The organism is Halobacillus sp. Nhm2S1, assembly GCF_019599545.1.
Classification (GTDB): Bacteria; Bacillota; Bacilli; order Bacillales; family Halobacillaceae; genus Halobacillus.
In genome coordinates, this window is the sequence record NZ_JAIEZV010000002.1 from 559,537 (window position 1) to 583,746 (window position 24,210).

The 24,210-nt window shown below is 44.5% G+C and carries 27 protein-coding genes; all 27 read right to left on the reverse strand.

Annotated elements, in window-relative coordinates; translation table 11 throughout:
• Window positions 1-21: 21 nt before the first annotated feature.
• Window positions 22-1,020 carry a rod shape-determining protein gene (gene mreB / locus K2225_RS09145; RefSeq protein WP_220584462.1) on the reverse strand — a complete coding sequence of 333 codons (999 nt, stop codon included), beginning with the start codon at window positions 1,018-1,020 and terminating at the stop codon, window positions 22-24.
• Between the two features lie 255 nt (window positions 1,021-1,275).
• Window positions 1,276-1,557, reverse strand: a complete 282-nt coding sequence (spoIIID, locus tag K2225_RS09150; RefSeq protein WP_220584463.1) for a sporulation transcriptional regulator SpoIIID — start codon at window positions 1,555-1,557, stop codon at window positions 1,276-1,278.
• A gap of 339 nt (window positions 1,558-1,896) precedes the next feature.
• Window positions 1,897-2,835 carry a stage II sporulation protein SpoIIQ gene (spoIIQ, locus tag K2225_RS09155; protein ID WP_220584464.1) on the reverse strand — a complete coding sequence of 313 codons (939 nt, stop codon included), beginning with the start codon at window positions 2,833-2,835 and terminating at the stop codon, window positions 1,897-1,899.
• 584 nt (window positions 2,836-3,419) lie between these two features.
• Window positions 3,420-4,445 carry a stage II sporulation protein D gene (gene spoIID / locus K2225_RS09160; protein ID WP_220584465.1) on the reverse strand — a complete coding sequence of 342 codons (1,026 nt, stop codon included), beginning with the start codon at window positions 4,443-4,445 and terminating at the stop codon, window positions 3,420-3,422.
• 127 nt (window positions 4,446-4,572) lie between these two features.
• A complete protein-coding gene (gene murA / locus K2225_RS09165) occupies window positions 4,573-5,883 on the reverse strand; it encodes a UDP-N-acetylglucosamine 1-carboxyvinyltransferase (RefSeq protein WP_220584466.1) in 1,311 nt (436 codons plus the stop codon).
• 34 nt (window positions 5,884-5,917) lie between these two features.
• Window positions 5,918-6,625: a YwmB family TATA-box binding protein gene (locus tag K2225_RS09170; RefSeq protein ID WP_220584467.1), complete on the reverse strand. Its 708-nt coding sequence runs from the start codon at window positions 6,623-6,625 to the stop codon at window positions 5,918-5,920.
• Between the two features lie 102 nt (window positions 6,626-6,727).
• Complete coding sequence (locus tag K2225_RS09175; RefSeq protein ID WP_220584468.1) at window positions 6,728-6,961, reverse strand: DUF1146 family protein; 234 nt, start codon at window positions 6,959-6,961, stop codon at window positions 6,728-6,730.
• 205 nt (window positions 6,962-7,166) lie between these two features.
• A complete protein-coding gene (locus K2225_RS09180; RefSeq protein ID WP_146817591.1) occupies window positions 7,167-7,571 on the reverse strand; it encodes a F0F1 ATP synthase subunit epsilon in 405 nt (134 codons plus the stop codon).
• A 72-nt stretch (window positions 7,572-7,643) separates the two neighbouring features.
• Window positions 7,644-9,053 (reverse strand): F0F1 ATP synthase subunit beta, encoded by a 1,410-nt coding sequence (gene atpD / locus K2225_RS09185; protein WP_146817593.1) that lies wholly within the window; start codon window positions 9,051-9,053, stop codon window positions 7,644-7,646.
• A 41-nt stretch (window positions 9,054-9,094) separates the two neighbouring features.
• Complete coding sequence (locus K2225_RS09190; RefSeq protein WP_220584469.1) at window positions 9,095-9,958, reverse strand: F0F1 ATP synthase subunit gamma; 864 nt, start codon at window positions 9,956-9,958, stop codon at window positions 9,095-9,097.
• A gap of 33 nt (window positions 9,959-9,991) precedes the next feature.
• Window positions 9,992-11,500 carry a F0F1 ATP synthase subunit alpha gene (gene atpA, locus K2225_RS09195; protein WP_146817597.1) on the reverse strand — a complete coding sequence of 503 codons (1,509 nt, stop codon included), beginning with the start codon at window positions 11,498-11,500 and terminating at the stop codon, window positions 9,992-9,994.
• Between the two features lie 15 nt (window positions 11,501-11,515).
• The gene (locus tag K2225_RS09200) at window positions 11,516-12,064 is read right to left on the reverse strand and encodes a F0F1 ATP synthase subunit delta (RefSeq protein WP_220584470.1); all 549 of its coding nucleotides are present in this window, start codon (window positions 12,062-12,064) and stop codon (window positions 11,516-11,518) included.
• Window positions 12,061-12,582, reverse strand: coding sequence for a F0F1 ATP synthase subunit B (gene atpF, locus K2225_RS09205; protein ID WP_220584471.1), 522 nt, complete (start codon window positions 12,580-12,582; stop codon window positions 12,061-12,063). Before atpF ends, K2225_RS09200 begins: the two co-directional genes overlap by 4 nt.
• Before the next feature lie 36 nt (window positions 12,583-12,618).
• On the reverse strand, window positions 12,619-12,792 hold the full coding sequence (locus K2225_RS09210) for a hypothetical protein (protein ID WP_220584472.1): 174 nt from the start codon (window positions 12,790-12,792) through the stop codon (window positions 12,619-12,621).
• Window positions 12,793-12,813: 21 nt separating this feature from the next.
• Window positions 12,814-13,026 (reverse strand): F0F1 ATP synthase subunit C, encoded by a 213-nt coding sequence (atpE, locus tag K2225_RS09215; RefSeq protein ID WP_014644824.1) that lies wholly within the window; start codon window positions 13,024-13,026, stop codon window positions 12,814-12,816.
• Between the two features lie 50 nt (window positions 13,027-13,076).
• Window positions 13,077-13,799 (reverse strand): F0F1 ATP synthase subunit A, encoded by a 723-nt coding sequence (gene atpB, locus K2225_RS09220; RefSeq protein WP_089652063.1) that lies wholly within the window; start codon window positions 13,797-13,799, stop codon window positions 13,077-13,079.
• A gap of 24 nt (window positions 13,800-13,823) precedes the next feature.
• Window positions 13,824-14,192 (reverse strand): ATP synthase subunit I, encoded by a 369-nt coding sequence (locus K2225_RS09225; protein WP_146817601.1) that lies wholly within the window; start codon window positions 14,190-14,192, stop codon window positions 13,824-13,826.
• Window position 14,193: 1 nt separating this feature from the next.
• Window positions 14,194-14,412, reverse strand: coding sequence for an AtpZ/AtpI family protein (locus K2225_RS09230; RefSeq protein WP_089652065.1), 219 nt, complete (start codon window positions 14,410-14,412; stop codon window positions 14,194-14,196).
• A gap of 294 nt (window positions 14,413-14,706) precedes the next feature.
• Window positions 14,707-16,866 (reverse strand): S8 family serine peptidase, encoded by a 2,160-nt coding sequence (locus K2225_RS09235; protein WP_220584473.1) that lies wholly within the window; start codon window positions 16,864-16,866, stop codon window positions 14,707-14,709.
• A 178-nt stretch (window positions 16,867-17,044) separates the two neighbouring features.
• Complete coding sequence (gene wecB / locus K2225_RS09240) at window positions 17,045-18,193, reverse strand: non-hydrolyzing UDP-N-acetylglucosamine 2-epimerase (protein WP_220584474.1); 1,149 nt, start codon at window positions 18,191-18,193, stop codon at window positions 17,045-17,047.
• Window positions 18,194-18,223: 30 nt separating this feature from the next.
• Window positions 18,224-18,856 (reverse strand): uracil phosphoribosyltransferase, encoded by a 633-nt coding sequence (gene upp, locus K2225_RS09245; RefSeq protein ID WP_220584475.1) that lies wholly within the window; start codon window positions 18,854-18,856, stop codon window positions 18,224-18,226.
• A 300-nt stretch (window positions 18,857-19,156) separates the two neighbouring features.
• Entirely contained in the window at window positions 19,157-20,413 is a 1,257-nt protein-coding gene (locus K2225_RS09250; RefSeq protein ID WP_220584476.1) for a serine hydroxymethyltransferase, read from the reverse strand.
• Window positions 20,414-20,436: 23 nt separating this feature from the next.
• Window positions 20,437-21,000, reverse strand: coding sequence for a TIGR01440 family protein (locus K2225_RS09255; protein WP_220584909.1), 564 nt, complete (start codon window positions 20,998-21,000; stop codon window positions 20,437-20,439).
• A gap of 157 nt (window positions 21,001-21,157) precedes the next feature.
• Window positions 21,158-21,598: a ribose 5-phosphate isomerase B gene (gene rpiB / locus K2225_RS09260; protein ID WP_220584477.1), complete on the reverse strand. Its 441-nt coding sequence runs from the start codon at window positions 21,596-21,598 to the stop codon at window positions 21,158-21,160.
• A 275-nt stretch (window positions 21,599-21,873) separates the two neighbouring features.
• Window positions 21,874-22,482 carry a low molecular weight protein arginine phosphatase gene (locus K2225_RS09265; protein ID WP_220584478.1) on the reverse strand — a complete coding sequence of 203 codons (609 nt, stop codon included), beginning with the start codon at window positions 22,480-22,482 and terminating at the stop codon, window positions 21,874-21,876.
• Window positions 22,483-22,553: 71 nt separating this feature from the next.
• Window positions 22,554-23,081, reverse strand: a complete 528-nt coding sequence (locus K2225_RS09270) for a manganese efflux pump MntP (RefSeq protein ID WP_255574445.1) — start codon at window positions 23,079-23,081, stop codon at window positions 22,554-22,556.
• Between the two features lie 69 nt (window positions 23,082-23,150).
• Window positions 23,151-24,185 carry an L-threonylcarbamoyladenylate synthase gene (locus tag K2225_RS09275; protein ID WP_370632749.1) on the reverse strand — a complete coding sequence of 345 codons (1,035 nt, stop codon included), beginning with the start codon at window positions 24,183-24,185 and terminating at the stop codon, window positions 23,151-23,153.
• Window positions 24,186-24,210: the final 25 nt, after the last annotated feature.

Consider the following 24,210-nt stretch of genomic DNA (forward strand, 5'->3'; position numbering starts at 1 on the left):
ACTCCTTCCGCCCTATCTAAACTAGAGTTTCGTTGAAATACGCTTATCAATATTTTCGAGCATAATGCCTGTACCTGTAGCCACACAATCCATCGGGGATTCAGCCACAAGGACAGGAACTTTCAGCTCTTCAGCGAGCAGTTGGTCAATGCCATGTAGAAGTGCCCCGCCGCCTGTCATGATGACTCCACGGTCAATGATATCCGCAGACAGTTCAGGTGGAGTGCGCTCCAGCACTTGTTTCGCTGCTTGAATGATGACCTGTACAGACTCGCGTAAAGACCTTTCAATTTCTTCAGAATTGACGGAGATCGTACGTGGTAAACCGGAAACCATATCTCGGCCGCGAATTTCAATTTCCTCGTTTCTTGAACCAGGGAAAACCGTGGCCACGCTGATCTTAATATCCTCAGCTGTTCGCTCTCCGATCAACAGTTTATATTCTTTTTTAATGTATTGTAGAATCTCATGATCAAACTTATCACCGGCCATTTTGATGGAAGAAGCCGTAACAATATCACCCATGGACAAAACAGCGACATCCGTTGTGCCACCTCCGATATCGACAACCATGTTCCCGCTTGGTTGGAAGATATCCATCCCGGCACCAATCGCTGCTACCTTAGGCTCTTCTTCTAAATATACTTTTTTACCACCGGATTTCTCAGCCGCTTCTTTGATCGCTTTTTGCTCCACTTTCGTAATGTTCGTTGGGCAACAGATCAACATGCGCGGTTTTGATAAGAATCCTCTCACGTTCGTTTTTTGGATAAAGTGCCTAAGCATCGCCTCAGTAACGTCAAAATCTGCAATGACACCGTCCTTCAAAGGTCGGATGGCTTCAATGTTGCCAGGCGTACGTCCGACCATCCGGCGGGCCTCCTCACCTACCTCCAGCACCTTCCCAGTATTACGGTCCATGGCAACCACAGACGGTTCGTTCAATACAATTCCTTTACCTTTTACGTGGATGAGTACGTTCGCTGTACCCAGGTCAATTCCTATATCTCTCGCAAACATGTTCTGTAGATCCTCCCTATTGTAAAAAACATAATCCTAGTAACGTGCAGGACCCTCGTAATCCGTTACGTTACAACGGCAATGGAGATCAGTCTCCTTCAACTTATATTTCCCTATTGTTTCAAGTTCTATTTTCGATTTAAATCATGCACATCTAGTTCTTTATTCTATCACAAAATTACGACATCCGTCTCTTGAGATATGAAAAAAGTTACCAAATATCGAGGAATTGTGACAAAGGGAGGAAAACAGTGTTCATGCGAGAGGTTGAACAGGTTGATCATCCACCAATTGGGCTTTGTACTTTCTCCTGGTTGCTTCTCCACCTCTGAGGTGGCGGATTTCTTTATGGTGGTCGAGGATCTTCTTCACTTCCTTGGCAAGTTCGGGATTCACTTCCGGAAGTCTTTCCGTTAAGTCTTTGTGGACCGTACTTTTAGAAACTCCAAATTCTTTGGCAATGACTCTTACCGTTTTTTTCGTTTCAACAATGTGCTCTCCAATCTTGATGGTCCTCTCTTTGATGTAATCATGCACTCCACTCGCCTCCTGTGATTGACTATCCAAGGGGGTGGGATTCTTAGGAAAGCGGTTCTATTATGTGTGGGTGTTTACTCTGGAAGTTAAATCATGCTGGATCACCCTGGATGTTACCGAGTGCTCGGTTATCCTCATTGTATTAATAAAAGTTCTAAGATATGCCAGATGATGCAAGGGCCGATGTGATTTCTTGTAATTTTATGCTCGATACACGTAACTGAAAACCATTCCTTCATCTTATGTAACACAAACAGCCCCCTACATGCTTAAACGCATAACCCTAACAAACACCTGCCTTTTAACCAAATAAAAAAATGAGGGCAGAACCCTCATTTTTTAAGTCTGTGTGGTAGAGATGGAAGAGGCACTATCTTCATCTGGTGTTTGCTCTTCATCTTCAGAACCAGCTGGATCTTCATCCGTATTCAATTCTTCCTCTGTAGACTGCTCTGCATCGTCAGAAGGTTGTTCGGCATCATCAGAAGACTGCTCTGTACCTTCAGAAGGCTCTTCGCCATCTTCTTGTGGCTCTTCAGCTGGAGCGTCTTCTTCCTGAGCTTCTTGTCCAGCATTCTCAATGATTTTACTCATTGGCTGACCGAAGAATTCTTCAGGGTTGACAGGCTGTCCATCACTGCGTACTTCAAAGTGTACGTGGACACCACTCGCTTGTCCGAAGGAGTTCTTACCTGCAGAACCAAGAACTTCACCTTGGGCTACATCGGATCCTGCTAATACATCGACATCTTCTAAACTAGCATACACAGTTGAAATGTTTTCATCGTGTGTGATTTCAATAACATTGCCGTATAGCGGATCTTCTTTAACTTCTGTAACTGTTCCTGACAAAGCTGCTGTCACTTCGAAAGCTTCTCCATCTTCTCTAGTAATGTCTACGCCTTCACTTTGGTAGTACTTATTGTTGTATAGGACCAGTGCACTTTCTTGATCTTGCTCGGAAGCGTTGTAATCATAGAATTTAGTGACAATGGATGCTGCCTTTTCATCAGCTACAGGCATTTCCAAGTTTTCCTGATGTTCCATGACTGGTACAGTATCTTTCTCATTATCTGCCGTCAAAAACTCATCCTGGACTTTGGAATCTGGTTGCTCTGCGATTTGGTCTTCCAAATCACTGGCTCCCTGCTGATACCAGAACACTCCGACAAGTACTAATGCAGCCACTGACAAATACAATGCTGGGTACAACCACTTCTTGCGCATCAAGCGTTTGAACTTTAATTTAGTCACGCTTTTCTTACCTTCTTCTTTCATGTTCATCACCTCAAAAACCATTCTGAACACTTCTTTGGGATTATATACATTTACAGAAAAAAATTTATAATTCATAGAGTGCTTGTTCAAGAATCATTCCCTATTGTGGAATGCTCAGTTTCGAGAATCTTCCATGGTAAAGGGGCGGAGGGGAATGGCGAGACTCCTAATTTAAGTGTGCAGGCGCCTCGATCAGCGGCGTGTGGACTGGACTGAGCTGGCGGAGATAAAAGAAACACGAAGAACGGAGTGATTCGATGTTGACTTATCGTACAGAAGCGAGGGAAGTCTCAATAGCCACTAGGCGCCGGAACCGGATATCATAGAGGGAAAAAGTGCAGGGTGAGACCCCACAGGACGCAGTCCGAGGAGGCTCAAAAGAATAGAGGAAGTTCGATTAAATTCGGCATCTCCTGGGCCAACATCGAACGACCCCACTTCGTGTGGGGCCCCGCGGAAAGCGAGCTGTTCCCCGCAGCCCCACCCACTCAATAAAAGTCTACAAACTAAGTCTTCAAGTATCCTGCCATATTGTTGAAGACAATAAATTTGAGCAACGAAAAAGAGCTGCTCTGGGCAGCTCTTTAGTTTACGGTGTCTTCTTTTTCAATGGTTAAGGAAGCCGTTTGTGTGCTTAATGGTGCAATTTCAGTATCTTGATAATAGTGATGGATAATTTCTTTGTAATCCTTCCCTGATTTTGCCATGCCATTGGCCCCGTACTGACTCATTCCTACCCCATGACCGTAGCCCTTCGTTGTGAAGATGACATGGTCCCCTTTTTGCTTAATACTGAAATCGCTGGATGGCAGCCCGATTTTTTCACGAATTTCTCTTCCAGAGAATGTATGATCACCGAAATGAACTTCATCCACCCGGTTTCCTTCTGTCTTCGTCATTGTTGACTGTTGGATTCCTGCCCCTATGCTTACTCCCAAGGTCTGCTCAAGCTCTGCAACGGTGATTATTTTTTGATCGGCGAATTTGGGTGATTCCTGGTCCCATGGACTTTCTACACTTTGAAGGTATGGAATATCATGCTCCCAATAATCTCCTGCGTTTTCTGTGTAGCCGTTGCTCGTTGAAAAGAAAGCTGCTGTGATCGGCTGTTGTTCATACGTAATGATTTCACCTTTTGTTGCCTTGACTGCTTCTGTGATTTTTCCCATGTTTTCTTCATATCTGTCTTTCCATTGACTTCGTAGTTGATTCTCATCTTTATACACTTGATGGCTGACCGTATCTGTAACATCTGCTTCTGCCGAAACTTTTTCACCTTGAACTAGGTGACGGGTAATGTACGTCCTTGCAGCAAGGGCCTGGGCTTTGAGTGCCTCCATTTCGAAATTTACAGGCATTTCAGAAGCAACAACTCGAGCCACATAACTTTCTAAAGGAACTTCTTCGACCTCTTTTGTCGTGCTACGTAATACTTTGACAGCAAACGGAGATTCCTCTACGCTCGCTACTTCTTCAGTTTGCGGGGTTTCCTTCACTTCTTCCGTACCCCCGGAATTCGTAAATGGGACGACGATCATCGTTGGTAGGATTAGTATTATTGTGAATAAACCACATACAGCAAGTATTCCAATTCCATTGTTTTTTTTCATCCGCATCCTCCTGGTTACATAGTAAATCCCTCTACTAAAAATGTATCCAGAAATAGAAGATGATAGAACTAAAAAAGCTTACCTATTTCAAAAATATTGAAACAGGCAAGCCATAAAGATGTATATATTATAATGTCGATACTGATTCGCTTGGTTCGTGATCTTCTGAATATACTTCTTCTTCTCTGACACGCTCAATATCAGCGCCTAGGGCAGCTAATTTCTCAGCAAAATCCACATATCCACGATCCAGATGCTTAAGCTCCGTCACCCTTGTATATCCGTCAGCCACTAATCCAGCTAGAATTAATGCAGCTCCGGCTCTCAAGTCGGTTGCGGCAACTTCTGCACCTTGTAAGGAAGATGGTCCTTCTACAATGACACTACGACCCTCGATTTTCAAATTCGCGTTCATACGACGGAATTCTTCGACATGCATAAAGCGATTTTCAAATACCGTCTCTGTAATGACACTCGTACCTGCTGCATTCAGCATAAGAGCCATCATTTGAGATTGCATGTCTGTTGGGAAGCCGGGGTGTGGCATCGTTTTAATGTCTGTAGCTTGAAGAATATCTGGACCAATAACACGAAGGCCACTCTCTTCTTCATGGATAATGACGCCCATCTCTTCCATTTTTGAAACAAGGGGGCGTAGGTGTTCATGCATCGCACCTTGTACGAGAACATTCCCTCCGGTAATCGCTGCAGCTACCATGAATGTACCTGCTTCGATACGGTCGGGGATAATGGTATGAGTCGTACCAACAAGTTTCTCTACACCTTCGATGCGAATGGTTTCTGTTCCTGCACCAACGATGTTTGCGCCCATTTTATTCAAATAGTTTGCAAGGTCGACAATTTCCGGTTCTTTCGCACAATTTTCAAGAATCGTCCTTCCCTCTGCAAGAGCTGCAGCCATCATGACGTTTTCCGTTGCACCAACACTAGGAACATCGAAGTAAATTTTCGCACCTTTTAAGCGGCCGTTTACTTCAGCTTCAACGTAGCCGTTTCCAACGGTTACTTCAGCTCCCATTGCCTCGAAGCCTTTCAAGTGCTGATCAATTGGCCGTGAACCGATCGCACATCCTCCTGGCATAGCAACCTTAGCATGGCCATACCGGGCCAAAAGTGGTCCCAATACAAGAACAGAGGCGCGCATTTTCCTTACATATTCAATTGGTGCTTCTGTTTCCAATTCATTAGAAGCATCTACCGTGACTGTGTTCCCCACCATATTTACATCTGCATTCATATGTCGGATCACTTCATTGATCGTATATACATCAGCTAAAGCGGGTACTTCGTGCAGTACGCTTTTTCCTTCACTTGCAATAATACTTGCTGCGATGACAGGCAGTACGGCATTCTTGGCACCTTCTGCTTTCACGGTACCATTCAGCTGCCTCCCACCACGGACGATGATTTTTTCCAAGGTTCATTCTCCTCCGCGTCCATATTCACTATTATTAATATTCAGCAGTTATTATGGGTGTGCCAATCGTGATGTTTGTCTCCCCGCCCAAAGTTCGGGTCGCGAATTGTACGTTCATTATTCGATCCCCAGCATCAATGGCCTGATCCCACTTTTTGGTGTAGCCGGTCCTGCTCGTCCAACCGTTTTCGTCGATTTCATCTATCGTTGCTATGTCGAAAGCTTGTTTGAATTTTTTATACACTAAAACATCATCAATAATACCACTAAATTTGGTCTTAATACAAGAGAAATTAGTGACATTTTCTGAGAAAAATCGACGAGATATTTCATTCATGTTTGTTTGATTAATGTTTGTTAATGAAGGTGTTCCCTGTCCTTCTGTGGTATAAACCACTTCCACATCGCTCCAAGCATTTTTTGGAACAATCATGCTAAATCTTTCGATGATTTGTTCGTTTTTATGACTGTTTTTGACGGTGTATTTTACGGCATTCAACGTTTTCTCTTCCGTAATGACAGATTTAGACCAAACATTCAGGAGATCCTTCTTCAATTGGTCTGCCTTTTCTCTAGACACCTTCTCTTTCAACGTGATCGTCCAGCCACTCACTTCAAGCTGCTTATCCGCAGCAAACGACGAAAACTCCATGAGAGTTTCTTGAGCCTCTGTCATTTCCTGTGGATAAGCACCTGTTCCTATAATAAATAGAGCAATTATTCCAGCCAAAACACTTTTCATTTTGAATGCCTCCCCAAGCATTTTCTTACTATAAGTTTGACCTGAGAAGAGGACATTCATACGATACATTTCCTAACAACTTTAGACATTTGTCATCTGTCTTTAAAATAGATAAATGAGGCTGTTAGACCATTTAATAAAATCAAGAAAGAAATTGCTCACCGTTGTACCTAAAGCGATGGTTATTATTATGAGCAATGCTCTTGCTTCAAAAACTTTGTTTTTCCTGAAGAATGCATCAAAGTTGATGGACTGTAATACCCTCCAGGTAATAATAATAAAAATCAAATGCGATGTCATGCTAAGAATTGCTTCTTCCGCAAAGTATTGTTCCATAGGTGCTGCTCCTTCCCTGAGGTATGTCGAGATTCCTCATCTATCCATCAATTGTTCAAGATAAATTGACAAAAGAGGGAATATTCCACTCCATTTCCCGGGCAATAATAGATATTTCACATCTTTTAGACGAGACTATCCAAAATTCGCTGACGAAAAAAGCTGGTATTTTTCACAAAAAAACTGCTCTCATAAAGAAAGCAGTTTAAAAGTTGTTCTCATAAACATTCAAGCGATTCAAGGCACGCTTGAGTGCCATTTCAGCCCGTTGGAAATCAATGTCGGCTTGTTTGTCCTGAAGGCGACGTTCGGCACGTTCTTTGGCCATACGGGCACGATCGATATCAATATCCGCTGGTTTTTCAGCAGATTGAGCAAGAATCGTGACTTTGTCTGGACGAACTTCCAAGAAACCACCGCTTACAGCGATACGATCTGATCTGCCTTCCCCTTTAAGACGAACAGCACTGATCGTCAAAGGAGCGACCATCGGGATGTGGCCTGGAAGGATTCCAAGTTCACCGCTTTCCGCCTTACAGCTTACCATTTCAAATGCATCTTCCAACACCGGGCCATCAGGAGTGACTACACTCACCGTCAGTGTGCTCATTCGTATTCCTCCTTGGCTGATCATGAAGAGGTAGAGGAACTTTATTCAAGTCCCTCTATCCATCAGACCTGTTTATTGCATTTGTTTTGATTTTTCGACGACTTCTTCGATTCGTCCAACAAGACGGAACGCATCTTCCGGAATATCGTCATATTTGCCGTCAAGGATTTCCTTGAAGCCTTTAACTGTTTCTGAAACAGGCACATAAGAACCAGGCTGGCCAGTGAACTGTTCAGCAACGTGGAAGTTCTGAGAAAGGAAGAATTGTACGCGACGTGCACGGGATACTGTCAATTTATCCTCATCAGAAAGCTCATCCATACCTAGAATCGCGATGATATCCTGTAGCTCTTTGTAGCGTTGAAGCGTACGCTGAACCTCGCGGGCGATTTCATAGTGCTCATCGCCTACAATTTCAGGGTCTAGAGCGCGAGATGTGGAAGCAAGCGGGTCCACGGCTGGGTAGATCCCTTGTTCAGATAGCTTACGCTCAAGGTTTGTGGTTGCATCCAAGTGAGCGAAAGTTGTCGCTGGCGCCGGGTCCGTGTAGTCATCGGCAGGTACATAAATGGCCTGGATGGAAGTAACGGATCCTTTGTCTGTCGATGTGATTCGCTCTTGAAGCTGACCCATCTCTGTAGCAAGTGTCGGCTGATAACCAACGGCTGATGGCATACGTCCAAGTAGGGCAGAAACTTCAAGACCACCTTGAGTGAATCGGAAGATGTTATCGATAAAGAATAGAACGTCCTGTCCTTCTTCATCACGGAAGTATTCGGCCATCGTTAGTCCAGATAGGGCCACACGCATACGTGCACCAGGCGGCTCGTTCATCTGTCCGAATACCATGGCTGTCTTCTTGATAACTCCGGAGTCAGTCATTTCATAGTAAAGGTCGTTTCCTTCACGTGTACGTTCACCAACACCTGCGAATACGGAAATACCTCCGTGTTCTTGGGCGATGTTGTTGATCAATTCCTGGATCAGTACGGTTTTACCTACTCCGGCACCACCGAACAAACCGATCTTACCACCTTTTACATAAGGGGCTAGAAGGTCTACAACTTTAATTCCTGTTTCAAGAATTTCAGTTTCTGTAGCCAGGTTTTCAAATTTAGGAGCTTCACGGTGAATTGGGTCACGACGGACATCACCGATTGGCTCATCAAGGTCGATTGTGTCGCCTTCTACGTTAAATACACGTCCAAGCGTTACTTCTCCTACAGGTACAGAAATCGGGCTACCTGTGTCCGTAACTGCAGTACCACGCATGACACCATCCGTAGATGACATGGCAACGGTACGAACGGTATTGTCACCCAAGTGAAGGGCAACTTCCAATGTAAGGTCGACGCTCTTTTCGTTTTCGTTTTTCGCTTCGTAACTTACGTGCAATGCGTTATTAAGATCAGGGAGATGTCCATCATCGAACGTTACGTCAACAACGGGTCCCATGATTTGGGTCACGCGTCCATTACTCATCGATTTCCCTCCTAACTTACTGTTCAAAAATCCGAGAGATCCTATTCAAGGGCAGCTGCACCGCCGACAATTTCGGTAATCTCCTGGGTAATAGCAGCCTGACGGGCACGGTTGTAAGAAAGAGTAAGATCTCCGATCAAATCATCAGCATTATCTGTCGCACTCTTCATTGCCGTCATACGTGCTGCATGCTCACTGGCCTTACTATCGAGTAAAGCGCCATATATCAAGCTCTCAGCGTATTGAGGAAGCAAGACTTCCAAAATCTCTTCTTGGTTCGGCTCATACTCATACGAACTTTGACTCGCTTTGCCCTCTTTATTCAAGTCTGTCAGTGGAAGAATTTTCTTCTCTGTCACTTCTTGAGTGATGGCACTGACATAATGGTTGTAATAGATATAAAGCTGATCTATTCTCTCATCTGTGTACAGCTGTACGGTATCGGAAGCGATATCTTTGATATCAGAGAAATCTGGTTGATCCGATATTCCCGTGATATCCATATCGACAGGCATATTTCGTTTACGGAAAAAGTCACGCCCGATACGTCCGATGGTAATCAGGGTGTATTCTTCCGCTGACGTATGGTTGCTTCTGATCTGCTGGTACACCTTACGAAGAACGCTGCTGTTAAATGCTCCCGCAAGTCCACGGTCAGAAGTGATGACAAGATACCCTGTCTTTTTGACATCACGGGCCTCGAGCATCGGGTGACTCGCATCTCCACCACCTTGGGCGATACTTGCCACAACCTCCTGGATCTTCTCGCTGTAAGGAACAAATTTCTTTGCATTCTGCTCGGCACGGTTAAGCTTGGAGGCAGATACCATCTGCATTGCTTTCGTGATTTGTTTCGTCTTTTTTGTTGACGTAATCCGACCTTTAATATCTCTAAGGGATGCCACGCTGTTTCACCACCCTTTCTAGCTATGATTCATTTATTCAGAAACGACAAACGTTTTCTTGAATTCTTTCACAGCACCACTCATATCTTCATCGTCTGCAAGCTTACCTGTCTCACGGATTTGAGCCAGAAGCTCTTTGCGGTTGTTATCCAACCAGTTATGGAATTCAGATTCGAAGCGAGTGATATCTGCGACTGGAATTTCATCTAAGAATCCTTTTGTCAGTGCGTAAATGATCATGACTTGTTTCTCAACGGCTAGTGGTTGGTGAAGACCTTGTTTCAAGATTTCAACCGTACGAGCACCACGGTTCAATTTGGCCTGAGTGGATTTATCCAGATCAGAACCGAACTGAGCGAATGCCTCCAATTCACGATAGGAAGCCAAGTCAAGTCTAAGCGTACCGGCGACCTTCTTCATCGCTTTGATTTGTGCGGAACCACCAACACGGGATACAGAAAGACCTGCGTTGATCGCTGGACGTACACCGGAGAAGAATAAATCAGACTGCAAGAATATCTGACCATCGGTAATGGAAATTACGTTTGTCGGAATATATGCAGAGATATCTCCTGCTTGTGTTTCTACGAAAGGAAGTGCAGTCAGGGAACCTCCGCCTTTCGCATCACTAAGTTTCGCTGCACGCTCTAGCAAACGAGAGTGTAGGTAGAATACGTCACCTGGGAAAGCTTCACGGCCTGGAGGACGACGTAAAAGTAGAGAAAGTTCACGGTAGGCAGCCGCCTGTTTAGAAAGGTCATCATAAACGACTAATACGTGCTTGCCGTTGTACATGAAGTCCTCACCCATGGATACACCTGCATATGGTGCAAGGTATAGTAGTGGAGCAGGCTGAGAAGCACTTGCCGTTACTACGATCGTATAATCAAGCGCACCGTGACGACGTAGAGTTTCTACTGTTCCACGAACAGTTGATTCTTTTTGACCGATCGCTACATAGATACATACCATATCCTGGTCATGCTGGTTCAGGATCGCATCGATTGCGACAGATGTTTTACCTGTCTGACGGTCACCGATGATCAACTCACGTTGACCACGTCCGATCGGTACAAGAGCATCGATGGCTTTGATACCTGTTTGAAGTGGCTCATCAACGGATTTACGATCCATAACTCCTGGTGCCGGAGATTCGATTGGGCGTGTTTTTGTCGTTTCAATCGGTCCGCGTCCATCGACCGGTTGTCCGAGTGGGTTTACGACACGACCAAGCATTTCTTCCCCGACAGGTACTTGCATGATTCGGCCTGTACGACGTACTTCGTCGCCTTCTTTAATATCTGTATATGGTCCTAGAATGACAAGACCAACGTTACTTTCTTCCAAGTTTTGTGCCAATCCCATGACACCATTAGAGAATTCAACGAGCTCACCAGCCATGACATTATCAAGACCATGAGCACGGGCAATACCGTCACCAACTTCGATTACGGTTCCCACATCATTGACTTCTATATCTGATTCATAGTTTTCAATTTGCTGCTTAATCAGCGCACTGATTTCTTCAGCTTTGATGCTCATGCCATTTCACCCCTATCATCTATTGTTCGCAGAAACTAACTTGCGCTCTATGCGGCGAAGTTTTCCACTGACAGAACCATCAAATATGCGATTACCGACTCTCAGGCGAAGGCCGCCAAGGATGGAAGGGTCTACGATATTCGTAAGGTTCAAGGATTGTTTACCTACTTTTGGTGCAAATGTTTCTGAAATACGTTGTTTTTCAGCTTCAGAAAGTTCCCTTACAGAGTAAACATCCGCATCTGCAATGCCTTTCGCATCGTTCATCATTTCAACATAAAATCCGATCATATCAATTATGATATCCTCACGATGCCTTTCCACTAACAGTTTTAAAGTATTGACGATTTCAGCAGAAAAAGACTGAAAAGAATCGCCGACCAACTTTTTCTTCTGATCCATGGAGAACCGTGGGTGATTCAGGAATGAGATGATTTCCTTGTTGCCGCGAAAAACATCACGTAGAGTTATCAATTCGGATTCAAATTGTTCTAGTTTCGACTTTTCTTTTCCAAGTTGAAAAAGTGCGTCTGCATAGCGTTTAGCAATGATAGTTTGACTCATCGCTCTTCGCCTGCCTCATCGATATATTGGTTGATCAGCGCCTCTTGATCCTTTTGGGAAAGTTCTTTTTCAATTACTTTCGATGCAATCATGACAGACATGCTTGCCACTTGATCTTTAAGGGCTTGAACAGCTTTTTCTTTCTCCTGCTCGATTTCCTGACGAGCAGATTCCTTGATGCGGTCAGCTTCAGCACGTGCTGACTCAAGAATATCTCTTTCTTGCTGGCCTGCTGTTTTACGAGCATCCTCAATGATATTCTGTGCATCCTGGCGTGTCGCTTTCAACTCTTCAGAAGCTTCACGCTGCATGCGTTGCGCTTCTTCACGACTTTTTTCGGCCGTGTTGATTTCATTTGCTACGTAATCTTCACGTTCTTTCATCATGTTCATCAATGGTCCCCATGCGAACTTACCTAAAAGAGCAAGTAGACCAAGGAAGAAAACAAGCTGAATGATCATGTCACCTATGTTAAGTCCTCCAGCTCCGAGGACCAGACTCTCTGTGAATCCTTGCACAGTTTTCACTCCTCTCCACACCATCTCGTAACAGGTTTACACTTCATTAATTCCGTAGCCCTTCAATGTTGCTAGGGCTAGACAAGCGAAAAACCCGGCTTCCGCTGTAAATACAGCTTCCGTCGAAGTTTTCTTACCGTGACTTTCGGGTATAAAGTTTTCGTAAGGTATAAAGGAAAGGCGAAGATCGATGGAGTTGAACTTCGCCAAAAGCGTATATGCTCGTCCTAATTATTGTCCCATTACGATGAATGCAATAACAACGCCGATGATAGGAATCGCCTCTACTAGGGCAACACCGATGAACATTGTTGTTTGAAGTGCACTGCGCAATTCTGGTTGACGCGCAATCCCTTCTACTGTACGACTAACAATCAAACCGTTACCAATACCAGCACCTAGTGCTGCTAAACCTACTGCAATTGCAGCTGCTAAAAGACCCATAATGAAAATCCTCCTCAATATTTTTAAAAAAATTATTATAATGCTTTATATTAATGGTCTTCGCTCACCTTGTGAGACAAGTAAACCATCGTTAACATAACAAAAATAAATGCCTGGATAAAACCTATGAAAGTACTAAAGCCCATCCATGCAATCATCGGAACGGTCGCTCCGATAAACCCTCCTACGCCAGTCGCTGCAAGTCCAACGAGTAAGCTCAATAGGATTTCACCTGCGTAAATGTTCCCGTATAGACGCAGACCAAGAGTCAACGTATTTGAGAACTCTTCAATAATCTTGAATGGTAGCAAGAATGGCAATGGACGTACAAATCCTTTTGCATATTCCCTACCGCCCCGTAATTTCACACCATAATAATGAGACAACACAACAACCAGTGTCGCGAGTGTCAATGTGATTCCGGGATCAGCTGTCGGTGACTTCCACCATAGTGTGTGTCCAACCACACCGTTGGTGACAACCCCGAGCATGTTCGCTACGAAAATGTAGGCGAATAATGTCAGTCCCAGCGGTAAAAAGAGCCTACCTGTTCTCCAATCCATGTTGGAACCGATAATTCCTTTAATGAAATCGATCAGCCATTCCATGAAATTTTGAAAACCTGTCGGATATCGCTGCATGTTTCTTGTCGCCGCTACGCCGAGGATGAATACGATCAATGACGCGACAAACATCATCAGAACGTTTGATAAGTTGAAATCCAACCAAGAAATTCCAAACGCATCCTCCCACATCGGTGCTTCGTGATTCAAACTGTTCACCTACCTTCCATCATGCTAAACTGTTGATTTATTGAACAGATAATCTATTAAAATGACAATATAGGCTGCCATTAAGCCCAAAACTACTGAAATCAAATGGAAATATTCTTCAAACTGAAGGGCAATGACTACGGCTAATGCGCCGGAAGCCAATCGCGTAAACGTACCAATTCCTCTTACGGAGCGGTTATCTGCGGAAGCTTCGCCAAGCTTGCGGATCTTTCTTTGCATGAGCCAGAGGTTGTAGAAACTCAATGCACTTCCTAACAGAAGTCCGAGGAAAATCGGTTGCCAAGGGGTGATGCCCCAACCAAGTACAAATAAAGCCAGAAGGTAGAACATCCATTTTCGCTGACGGGTCATCATCTGTTGATATCCTTGCATGTCAATCGTCTCCCGTGTACGTTCGTACTAAATGAATGGTCCCATATGTACCTGCACCTAACCCGAGGAGTAATCCTATGATTAAGAAAATGGGTTCCGTGGAATAGTGACCATCGATCCATTTCCCGAGGAAAACGCCGGCTAAAGGACCGCCTGCGAGTTGGGATGTGATCATGCTGGTTAAAGCCATTGCTTTGAAAGGTGGTTCGGTCTGTTTCATCCGTTCTTCCTCCACAATTTTCTAGTGGCTGAAAACCTTGTATGTCACCTATGAAAACCTTATCATTCCACACTATTTAAGAATACAATAGGGGTGGTATGATGTCAATGAGTTTGTGAGTAAAAGTACAAATGACAGACAAAATTCGATCACATTTTCGTCACATTTACGTCGAATTTACACAACATCCTAATATATGGGACACAATACAGATATTATCTATTTCAATCACCCTTTTCACATAGAATTTCTTCTCTCATTAAAAAAACGCTGCGCTTTCAGGCACAGCGTTTTTTAACGTCTTCCTTCTATATAAATAGGAAACGGGTAGATCGATTCTTTTTTATCCGTCTCAACAGTGACGATGGCGAGATAACTTCCTTCTAAGTTGAGGTCATCGATATTCAATTCACCTTCCATCAGCCCGGACTGCAAATCTTTTATTTCTAATAGGGTACCTGCAGTCAGCATCGTACCTGCCCGATATAAATCGACTCTCAATTCATCCACATCTTCCGCCAAGTGGAACCGATAGGAAGCCTGCCGATCGCTTTGCCAGGAAGTCTCCAGTTCAAACCCTGAAACAACTTCATAACTTGAAGTTTCTTTCACATACACATACGGGACGCTGTATGCATTTTCTCCCTCTTGAACTTTAAGGAAGCCCTCATGAACCCCCTCATCTAAAAAAGCAGCAGATACACGGAGTTCCACTGACAATTCTTTCGCTTTTCCTGGCTCGATCGTTGTCGACATTGGCACAGTCCAGGAAACTCCACTTTCCATTACCGGCTTTTCAATTGAAATGGTGACAGGTTCATCTTTCAAGTTTCTTAGCGTTAAAGGCAATTGCTTTCTATAAATCCGATCTTCAATTTTCCCAAATGAGAGGGAGCCTTGCTCAATAAGCAATTCAGGTTCCATAGCTTCATTGAGGTCTACATAACCAGCCCCTTGCTCTGTGGGTGGAAAAGGCTGTTTTTCTGTCCGTATTAAATCCGCTGTACTTGTGAGCGCCTGTTTGATTTCTGCAGGTGTCCAATCCGGATGGGCCTCTTTTATTAAGGCGGCCATTCCGGCCACATGAGGAGCAGCCATACTTGTGCCTTGTAACGATTGATATCCACCTGGAACTGTACTATATACATTAACCCCGGGAGCCAGAATATCCGGTTTAATTTCCCAATTCGTTGTGACTGCCCCTCTCGAACTGAAGGGAGCAACCTGGTCTCCTAAAGAAACATTTATTGTCTCGACCCATTGATTATGTTGTATGACTTTTTCCTTCAACCAATTTCCGGCTTCATTCGAAAGAGAGGCTACAGGGATCGGCAGCTTCACTCCATCTAACCCCCCCTGGAAATTCCCTTCTTCATTATTGAATATGAGCACAGCAACCGCACCTTTTTGGTAGGCCTTTAAAGCCTTGTGACTAAAAGGGATACCTCCTCTTTCAAACAAGACGATCTTCCCACGTACATCACCATACTCAGCCTCCCCCGTTCCTGCATAAATGACGGGATATTTTTTGGATAAATCCCATGGAACAGATCCAGACATTGTTTGAATCAAAACCCTCTCCCTTTCACCTGGGACTTTTAGAACAGGGGCCTTCATAGATAAAGCAGAAGCTCCTACCGTGATGGCATCCGAAGAAGTAGCCGGTGAGCCAATCGTCCAGCCATTCGGTCCAGAATTGCCCGCCGCTACCACAACTACTGTACCTAACTCCACAGCTTTATTGACCGCATGGGTGGTTGGCCAATCCGGCCCGTTTACGTCGTTCCCCAAAGAAAGGTTGATGACATCCATTCCGTCCTTAACCGCTTCCTCTATGGCTGCAATCACTTGTACAGACGACCCTACTCCCCCAGGCCCTAAAGCCCGGTAGGCATAAAGATCAACATCTGGTGCTATTCCTTTCATCTCTCCATTTGCCCCTACAACACCTGCGACATGCGTGCCGTGAATCGTCGCCCCTTCCTCTACGGTTTCCATGGGATCGTCGTCAAAATCAACCGTGTCATAACCACCCTTGAAATTCTCTTTTAAATCCGGGTGGGTGTAGTCAATCCCTGTATCTATAATCCCCACCTTAACGCCTTTGCCTGTTTGCGGATGGCGCATATGGTTTCTAATGACTTCTGTAGAAAAAAGCGGACCCTTTTCCACTTCTAGCGCTTCATAGATGTGAACGGGATGCTGGTTTTTCACAAATTCCATCCTTGCCACTTTTTCCAGTTCTTCTGCCGTCCCTCTAATCGCTACTCCATAAAAAATCGTGTCGTAACTTGTCACCACTTCAAGTCTTGGAAGCCTTCGCTCTACTTCTTTCAGGAAACGCTCGGGTAATTCGTCCAGTTCGACAATGATGGTAACTTCATCGTTCGGTTCAGGAGCACTGAATCCGGTCAATAAAAATAGGCATGTGAAAAAGATAATCCCATATCGCATAAGTTTGTGCTCCTTTTTCCATAGCATTTGTTATAGCTACACGTTTATGCGAAAGCCTCAAAGGATCTTAAACAAAATGGCAGGATGGTGGAAGACCCAGTTTCTAGACATTTAGTGAGTGGATGGGCGATAAAGCAAAAGGACGGGGTCTTGGTGACCTCGTCCTTTAGAGAAATTCTTATTCAATTTCAAATGGTGCTGGTTTGTCTTCACGATGTTTAAAGAAATAACGAATCGCCTCCGCAATGCGGGCAGAAGCTTGCCCATCGCCATACGGGTTGGAGGCTTTAGCCATCGCTTCATGTTTTTCGTCATCCGATAACAATTCATGAGCGAGATGGAAGATGTGATCCTCTTCTGTTCCTGCAAGCTTCAATGTACCGGCCTCAATTCCCTCTGGACGTTCTGTCGTGTCACGAAGGACAAGGACAGGAACACCCAGTGAAGGTGCTTCTTCCTGCACGCCGCCTGAATCAGTCAAAATGAGGTGTGCTCTTGAAGCGAAATTGTGAAAGTCGATAACATCAAGCGGTTCGATCAGCTTGATTCGATCGTCATTCCCTAAGATTTCGTCCGCTGTTTCTTTAACCACCGGATTTAAATGAACCGGGTAGACCACTTGTATGTCATTATGTTCCTGCACAAGACGCTTGATGGCACGGAACATCTGCTTCATATTGTTCCCAAGGTTCTCACGACGGTGGGCCGTCATCAGCACAAGGCGTTTATCCCCTACTTCATCAAGCACTTCAGACGCATAGTCTTCCGCTACCGTCGTCTGTAAAGCATCAATAGCTGTATTCCCGGTAACAAAGATATTGTCTTCCGACTTATTTTCAGCAAGAAGATTGTCTCTTGATTTATTCGTCGGTGCAAAATGAAGGTCCGCCATAACACCGGTCAACTGGCGATTCATTTCTTCAGGGAACGGTGAGTACTTATTCCAGGTACGTAGTCCAGCTTCCACATGCCCGACAGGAATTTGGTTATAGTAAGCAGCCAAGGAAGCGGCAAATGTTGTTGTTGTATCCCCATGGACAAGCACAACATCAGGTTTCGTTTCCTTCATCACTTCATCTAAACCTTCCAAAGCACGTGTCGTCACTTGAGCAAGTGACTGACGGGCTTTCATGATATCCAGGTCAAAATCAGGTTCGATATCAAAGATGTTCAACACTTGATCTAACATCTCTCTGTGTTGGGCGGTTACTGCAACAATTGGCTCAAACTGTTCCGTACGTTTTTTTAATTCAAGAACGAGCGGTGCCATTTTTATAGCTTCCGGTCTTGTCCCAAATATCGTCATTACTTTAATGCGTTCTGTCATGAGTGCTCCTCCTTTAATGAGGAAGTGGTTTTATTTGGTTCCGTACAAGCGGTCTCCTGCATCTCCTAAACCTGGTACGATATATCCTTTTTCGTTCAATTTCTCATCAAGAGCGGCAAGATAAATGTCCACATCAGGGTGTTCTTTCTGTACAGCTTCTACACCTTCAGGGGCAGCTACTAGACACATCAAACGAATTTGTCGTGCTCCACGTTTCTTCAAGGAGTGGATTGCTTCATTGGCTGATCCGCCTGTCGCAAGCATCGGATCGATGACAATCAGTTCACGTTCTTCAATATCACTAGGAAGCTTCACATAATATTCGACGGGCTGCAGTGTTTCTGGATCGCGATAAAGTCCGACGTGCCCAATTTTAGCAGCTGGAATCAATTGGATAATTCCATCTACCATACCAAGCCCGGCTCTCAGAATAGGAACAAGTCCGATCTTTTTACCTGTCAGTACTTTTGCCCTCGCATCTTGTACGACTGGTGTATCGATAGACACTTCTTCCAATGGAAGATCTCGGGTGATCTCAAAGGCCATAAGTGCTGCTACTTCATCTACTAATTCACGGAAGTCTTTCGTCCCTGTCTCTTTTTTACGTATGTACGTCAACTTATGTTGAATCAATGGGTGATCCAGTACATAAACGTTTGCCATTGCCATTCACTCCTTCTGAAAATTTACATCCTTTAAATTGTACAGAAAAAGAAACCTCTCCGCAACCTATGATTCGATTACGAATTGTTACAGATTCGCTCAAGTTTGTTGAAGACTATGTTTCGAGATGTTCGTGTGAGTTTAGGGACTGCGGGGAAGCGAGTAACTTCCCAACCACCCCTAAGGCACAAATCAAGCAACGAACCCCGAAAACATCTCAAAACCACTCTTTCACAATACTGCCAAATCCTTCAGTAAGAGCCACTAGATTGATCTAGTGGCTCTTGTTGGATCCATTTATTAAATGGAAGAGAAGTTGAGTGTCTGATATAACGGGAAGCGGGACGTTAATTCACGTACACGTTTTTCCGCTTCTTTCATTTTCGCTTCATCTTCATGATGGTCCAGGGTGAAGGCGATCAGATCTGCAATTTCCTCCATTTCCGCTTCCTTAAAGCCACGGCTCGTAACAGCCGCTGTACCGATACGGATTCCGCTTGTGACAAACGGGCTTTCAGGATCAAACGGGATGGCGTTTTTATTTGTCGTAATACCGATTTCGTCTAAAGCTTTTTCTACTACTTTGCCGGTCAAGCCTTTGCTGCGTAAGTCAAGTAAGAGTAAGTGGTTGTCTGTGCCACCAGAAACTAGATCTACCCCTTTTTCAACAAGGGATTCGCCTAGCTGCTTCGCATTGGCGATGATTTGTCGGGAATATGCTTTAAATTCTGGTTGTAGGGCTTCCTTAAAGGAAACGGCTTTAGCTGCAATGATGTGCATTAAAGGACCACCTTGCATTCCCGGGAAAACCGTCTTGTCGATCTTCTTAGCGAATGATTCTTCACAAAGAATCATTCCACCACGAGGGCCACGCAATGTTTTATGGGTCGTTGTCGTAACAAAATGAGCGTGAGGTACAGGATTCGGGTGTAGACCTGTAGCAACCAGCCCTGCGATATGAGCCATGTCGACCATAAGATAAGCTCCGACCTCATCAGCGATTTCACGGAATCTAGCAAAATCAATTTCTCTCGGGTAAGCGCTGGCCCCTGCAACGATTAGTTTAGGTTGTACTTCTTTGGCTTTTTGAAGCACAGCTTCATAATCGATCGTTTCATCTTTCTCGTCCACACCATACTCTTCAAAATTGTACAACTTACCACTGAAGTTGACGGGGCTGCCATGGGTCAAGTGACCGCCGTGATTCAAATTCATACCGAGTACTGTATCTCCATGCTCAAGCACGGTGAAATAAACGGCCATATTTGCTTGTGCACCTGAGTGCGGCTGAACATTTGCATGATCGGCACCAAACAGTTCTTTCGCACGGTCACGGGCTAAGTTTTCAACAACGTCTACGTGTTCACAACCTCCGTAGTAACGACGGCCCGGATAGCCTTCCGCATATTTATTCGTAAGCACAGAACCCATCGTTTCCATCACTGCTTCTGAAACGAAGTTTTCTGAAGCAATCAATTCAATATTATCCTGTTGGCGTTGTCTTTCATCTTGGACGGCTGCAAAAATTTCTGCATCTGCTGATTTTACATGATTCATGGTCTAGCTTCCCCTTTCCATTCCTAATGATCACAAGAACCTGCTTCTTCTTGACTTACATAAACCGCACGTGCCCCACCAATGAGAGGAGGTCGGGTTTTCGCTGCCGTAATGTGGGCGTGGCCGATGTTTTTTTGAGATATACGGAGCGGAACAGCTACACGCTTTAAATGCATACCAATGAGTGTGTCCCCGATATCCAGTCCACCTTTGGCTTCTATCCTCTCCACAAGCACCGGATCTTTCATATGCTTATAAGCGAAGGAGGCCATCGATCCACCCGCAGTCGGAACAGGAATAGCAGAGACTTCTGTCAAACCTTGCTCTTCCATCACGGAACGATCGACAACTAATGAACGATTCAAATGTTCACAGCATTGGAATACGAGATGGACGCCGGAGCGCTCCGAGAGATTTTGCAGTTCACTATAAACCACTTCAGCAATGGCTTCACTTCCTGAAGTACCGATTCTTTCCCCTGCAATTTCACTTGTGGAACAACCAATGACAAAAACACCCGATTGAAGGCTGCCTGTATCCATAAGTTGATCAACAACAGATCGGACATCCGTTTGAATCTTCTCCATATCCGTCACCATTCTACCTCCTCTATATGTGAGCACAAATAGGGGAATACACCCTATACGCGGCTTGTTTTTACAAAAAAAGGAGAAGCATCAGGCTCCTCCTTCAATTGTCAGCATCAGCTATTAAAAAGCTTCAGCTTTTCTATATCCCATTGTATTACTTATTTTCATATTCGGCAATCTTACTCACACGTCTTTCGTGCCGACCTGCTTCAAAGTCTGTAGAAACCCATATTCTCGCGATTTCGCGTGCTAAACCTGGCCCAATGACACGTTCGCCCATACATAGAATGTTCGAGTCGTTATGTTCACGTGTGACTTTAGCAGTGAAGAGGTCATGCACCAATGCAGCACGAATTCCTTTCACTTTATTAGCCGAGATCGACATCCCAATTCCAGTTCCACAGATGAGGATCGCTTTATCAAATTCTCCGTTTGCTACACGTTCTGCTGCTGGGATTGCGTAGTCTGGATAATCGACGGAATCTTCGCAATCACACCCGATGTCTTCGAATTCTACTTCAAGTTCATTCAAAACGTCTGCTACTTCTTTCCGTAAGTTCACTCCGCCATGGTCGGAGGCAAGGATCACTTTCATCTATAGACACTCCCGTCTTCTAATTTCAATCTTATCGTGACAGTTTCACTTCCCCCTGTCAATGCTCTCCATCCGACTCCTTCCATCTATCTAATTTTATATGTATGAGGTGAGTCGTGAAAGAATAGATTTTGTTATTACTGAAGGATATCCGGAAACGCGGGAAGATTATTAAAAAGATAAAAAACCCAGAGAGACTTCTGGGTTTTCAGGTATGTATGAATGATGTCATAAAAACAGTGGGCGACGAGGATGATCCGCTTTAAGAAACCGGTTTATTCCTCGTCGCGAAGCTTCTCTACGAGACGTTCAATGTAGTGATTAAGCTCATCACGGGTATTCCGGTAGATGGTGATGTTCCCACCGAAAGGATCTATGATATTCAAGTCCGGCAGTTCTTTTTCCGTCTGTTCGATTTCTTTGATTTCGTCCTCAAGTTCATCATATAATTTTTGCTCGATTTCTTGATCGTCGATTTTGCCTTTATATTCATTAATGATCGACAAACGTTTCTCTTCAAAGGCTGCATAAAGGTTCTTTAGATGCTGCCATTGACTTTCATCTACGAGGACATATTCCTTAAGCGTGTAATATTTTTCTTGATCGTCCGGGTATTGGAGTGCGAGGGTTTGTTTATGGCGGTCTGTCATAGTGAGTACAAGGTCCGCCCATTCAAGCAAATCTTGGTCAATAGGCTTTGTTTGATGGTTCAGAACTAAATCGATTTCCCTAAGAACGAGTTCCGAATTCTTTGCCAGAGGTTCTCCTTTTCCTGCGAAAATACCAGCGGATTGAACATTTCCTTCTTCTAGCTTCGATTTGAGCAACGCTTCAGCCATCGGGCTTCGGCATGTATTTCCAGTACAGACAAACAATATATTCATAGCCAATCTTCCCCTCATCGATAGTCCATTTTCTCTATAGTACCATAGGTATAGATTAGACGAAAAACTTGTTAGAAAATGGCATTCAAACCTAAAGCACATAAAATGCTTCCTCCAAGAAGTTCACTGTAAGTCCCAAGTAAACCTCCCGCTCTACGGCCAATAATGAAGCCTGTCCACGTCAGCGCCATACTGAATACACCAAAGGAAAAGACGGATATAAACATTTCTGCTTCCCTTAAGCCTAAACTGAATCCAACCGGAAAGCTGTCAATGCTTACACTTAATGCGAATAACCACATTCCGATCCCCGTCATTCGATAGGAAACCGAGTGCTTTTCTGTGAACGAAGCAAAAACTGCATAAGCACCCAGGCCGAACAGCATAACTCCTCCTGACAACTCAGCCCATTCAGCCGCACTATCAGACAGCCATTTACCAAGTAAGATTCCCAATCCTGGCATGACCATATGAAAGACTCCGATGACAATCCCAGTGAAGAAAGCGTGCCTTAACCTTACTGCTTGTAACCCCATCCCTAAAGACACAGAGAATGCATCCAGACCTAAAGCAATCGATAACAAGATTAGTGATGTCATATGCTCCAACTGAAACTTCCCCTCCCCGGACATGCTATATCATCGTATGCATGAGAGGAGGAGCGTATGTCAGAAGGTCTGGACTCTTTTGACTGCGGCTTTATTCAATCGGTTCATAATCGCCGCTCCAACACCTTTTTCAGAAAAAGTTTCACATAGAATCAAGTCTACATCCGACTTCTTGAATTCTCTTAAAGCTCCATAAAGTTTTTCTGCTACTTGATCAAGCTGAAACCTTGAACCACATCTTATAAGAGGAAGATGGTCAAGTTTTTCTGCTAATTCATCACTTGCAATGACTCCGACTCTGTTTCCATCTTCCTTTAATTGATGAAGCTGTTCAACAAAGAAATCGTCCGTGCCATCCACCAGCCAGAGCGGGGATTCAGGTGCATAGTGTGTGTACTTCATCCCTGGTGATTTTGGCTTCTGTTTTTCATCAGCCAGAGCGGGATCCATCATGACTTTTGGGAGATACTTTTCTAAATCTTCCTTTGTTACTCCTCCAGGCCTTAAAATGATAGGGATTTCAGTCGTGCAGTCGACGACAGTCGACTCTACTCCGATCCCAGTAGGACCTCCATCCAGGATGCCGGCAATTCTCCCATCCAAATCTTGATAGACGTGATCGGCCGTTGTCGGGCTTGGTCGACCTGATCGGTTGGCACTCGGTGCCGCTAATGGTCTTCCAGTTTTACGAAGCAAGGTTAAAGCAAGTGGATGATCCGGCATTCGAATGCCAATTGTGGATAAGCCCGCCGTCACATTTTCTGCGGCTGTCCCATTACTCTTAAGAACGAGCGTCAACGGTCCAGGCCAGAATTCGTCCATCAGCTTCTTTGCCACAGGGGGAATTTCTGAAATGAGTTGACTCACTTGATCCTGATCTGCCACATGCACAATCAAAGGATTATCTGCTGGTCGCCCTTTAGCTTCGAAAATTCGCTGTACTGCCGCTTCTTCCGTTGCATCTGCACCTAAACCGTAGACCGTCTCTGTCGGAAAAGCGATTACCTGATTTTCCCTCAAAAGAGCCGCGGCTTCTTGGATTTGAGCATCGAGATCACTTGAGTTTTTATTTTGTTTCCACCATTTCGTTTCCATCCTCATCGTACGTACTCCTTTATTC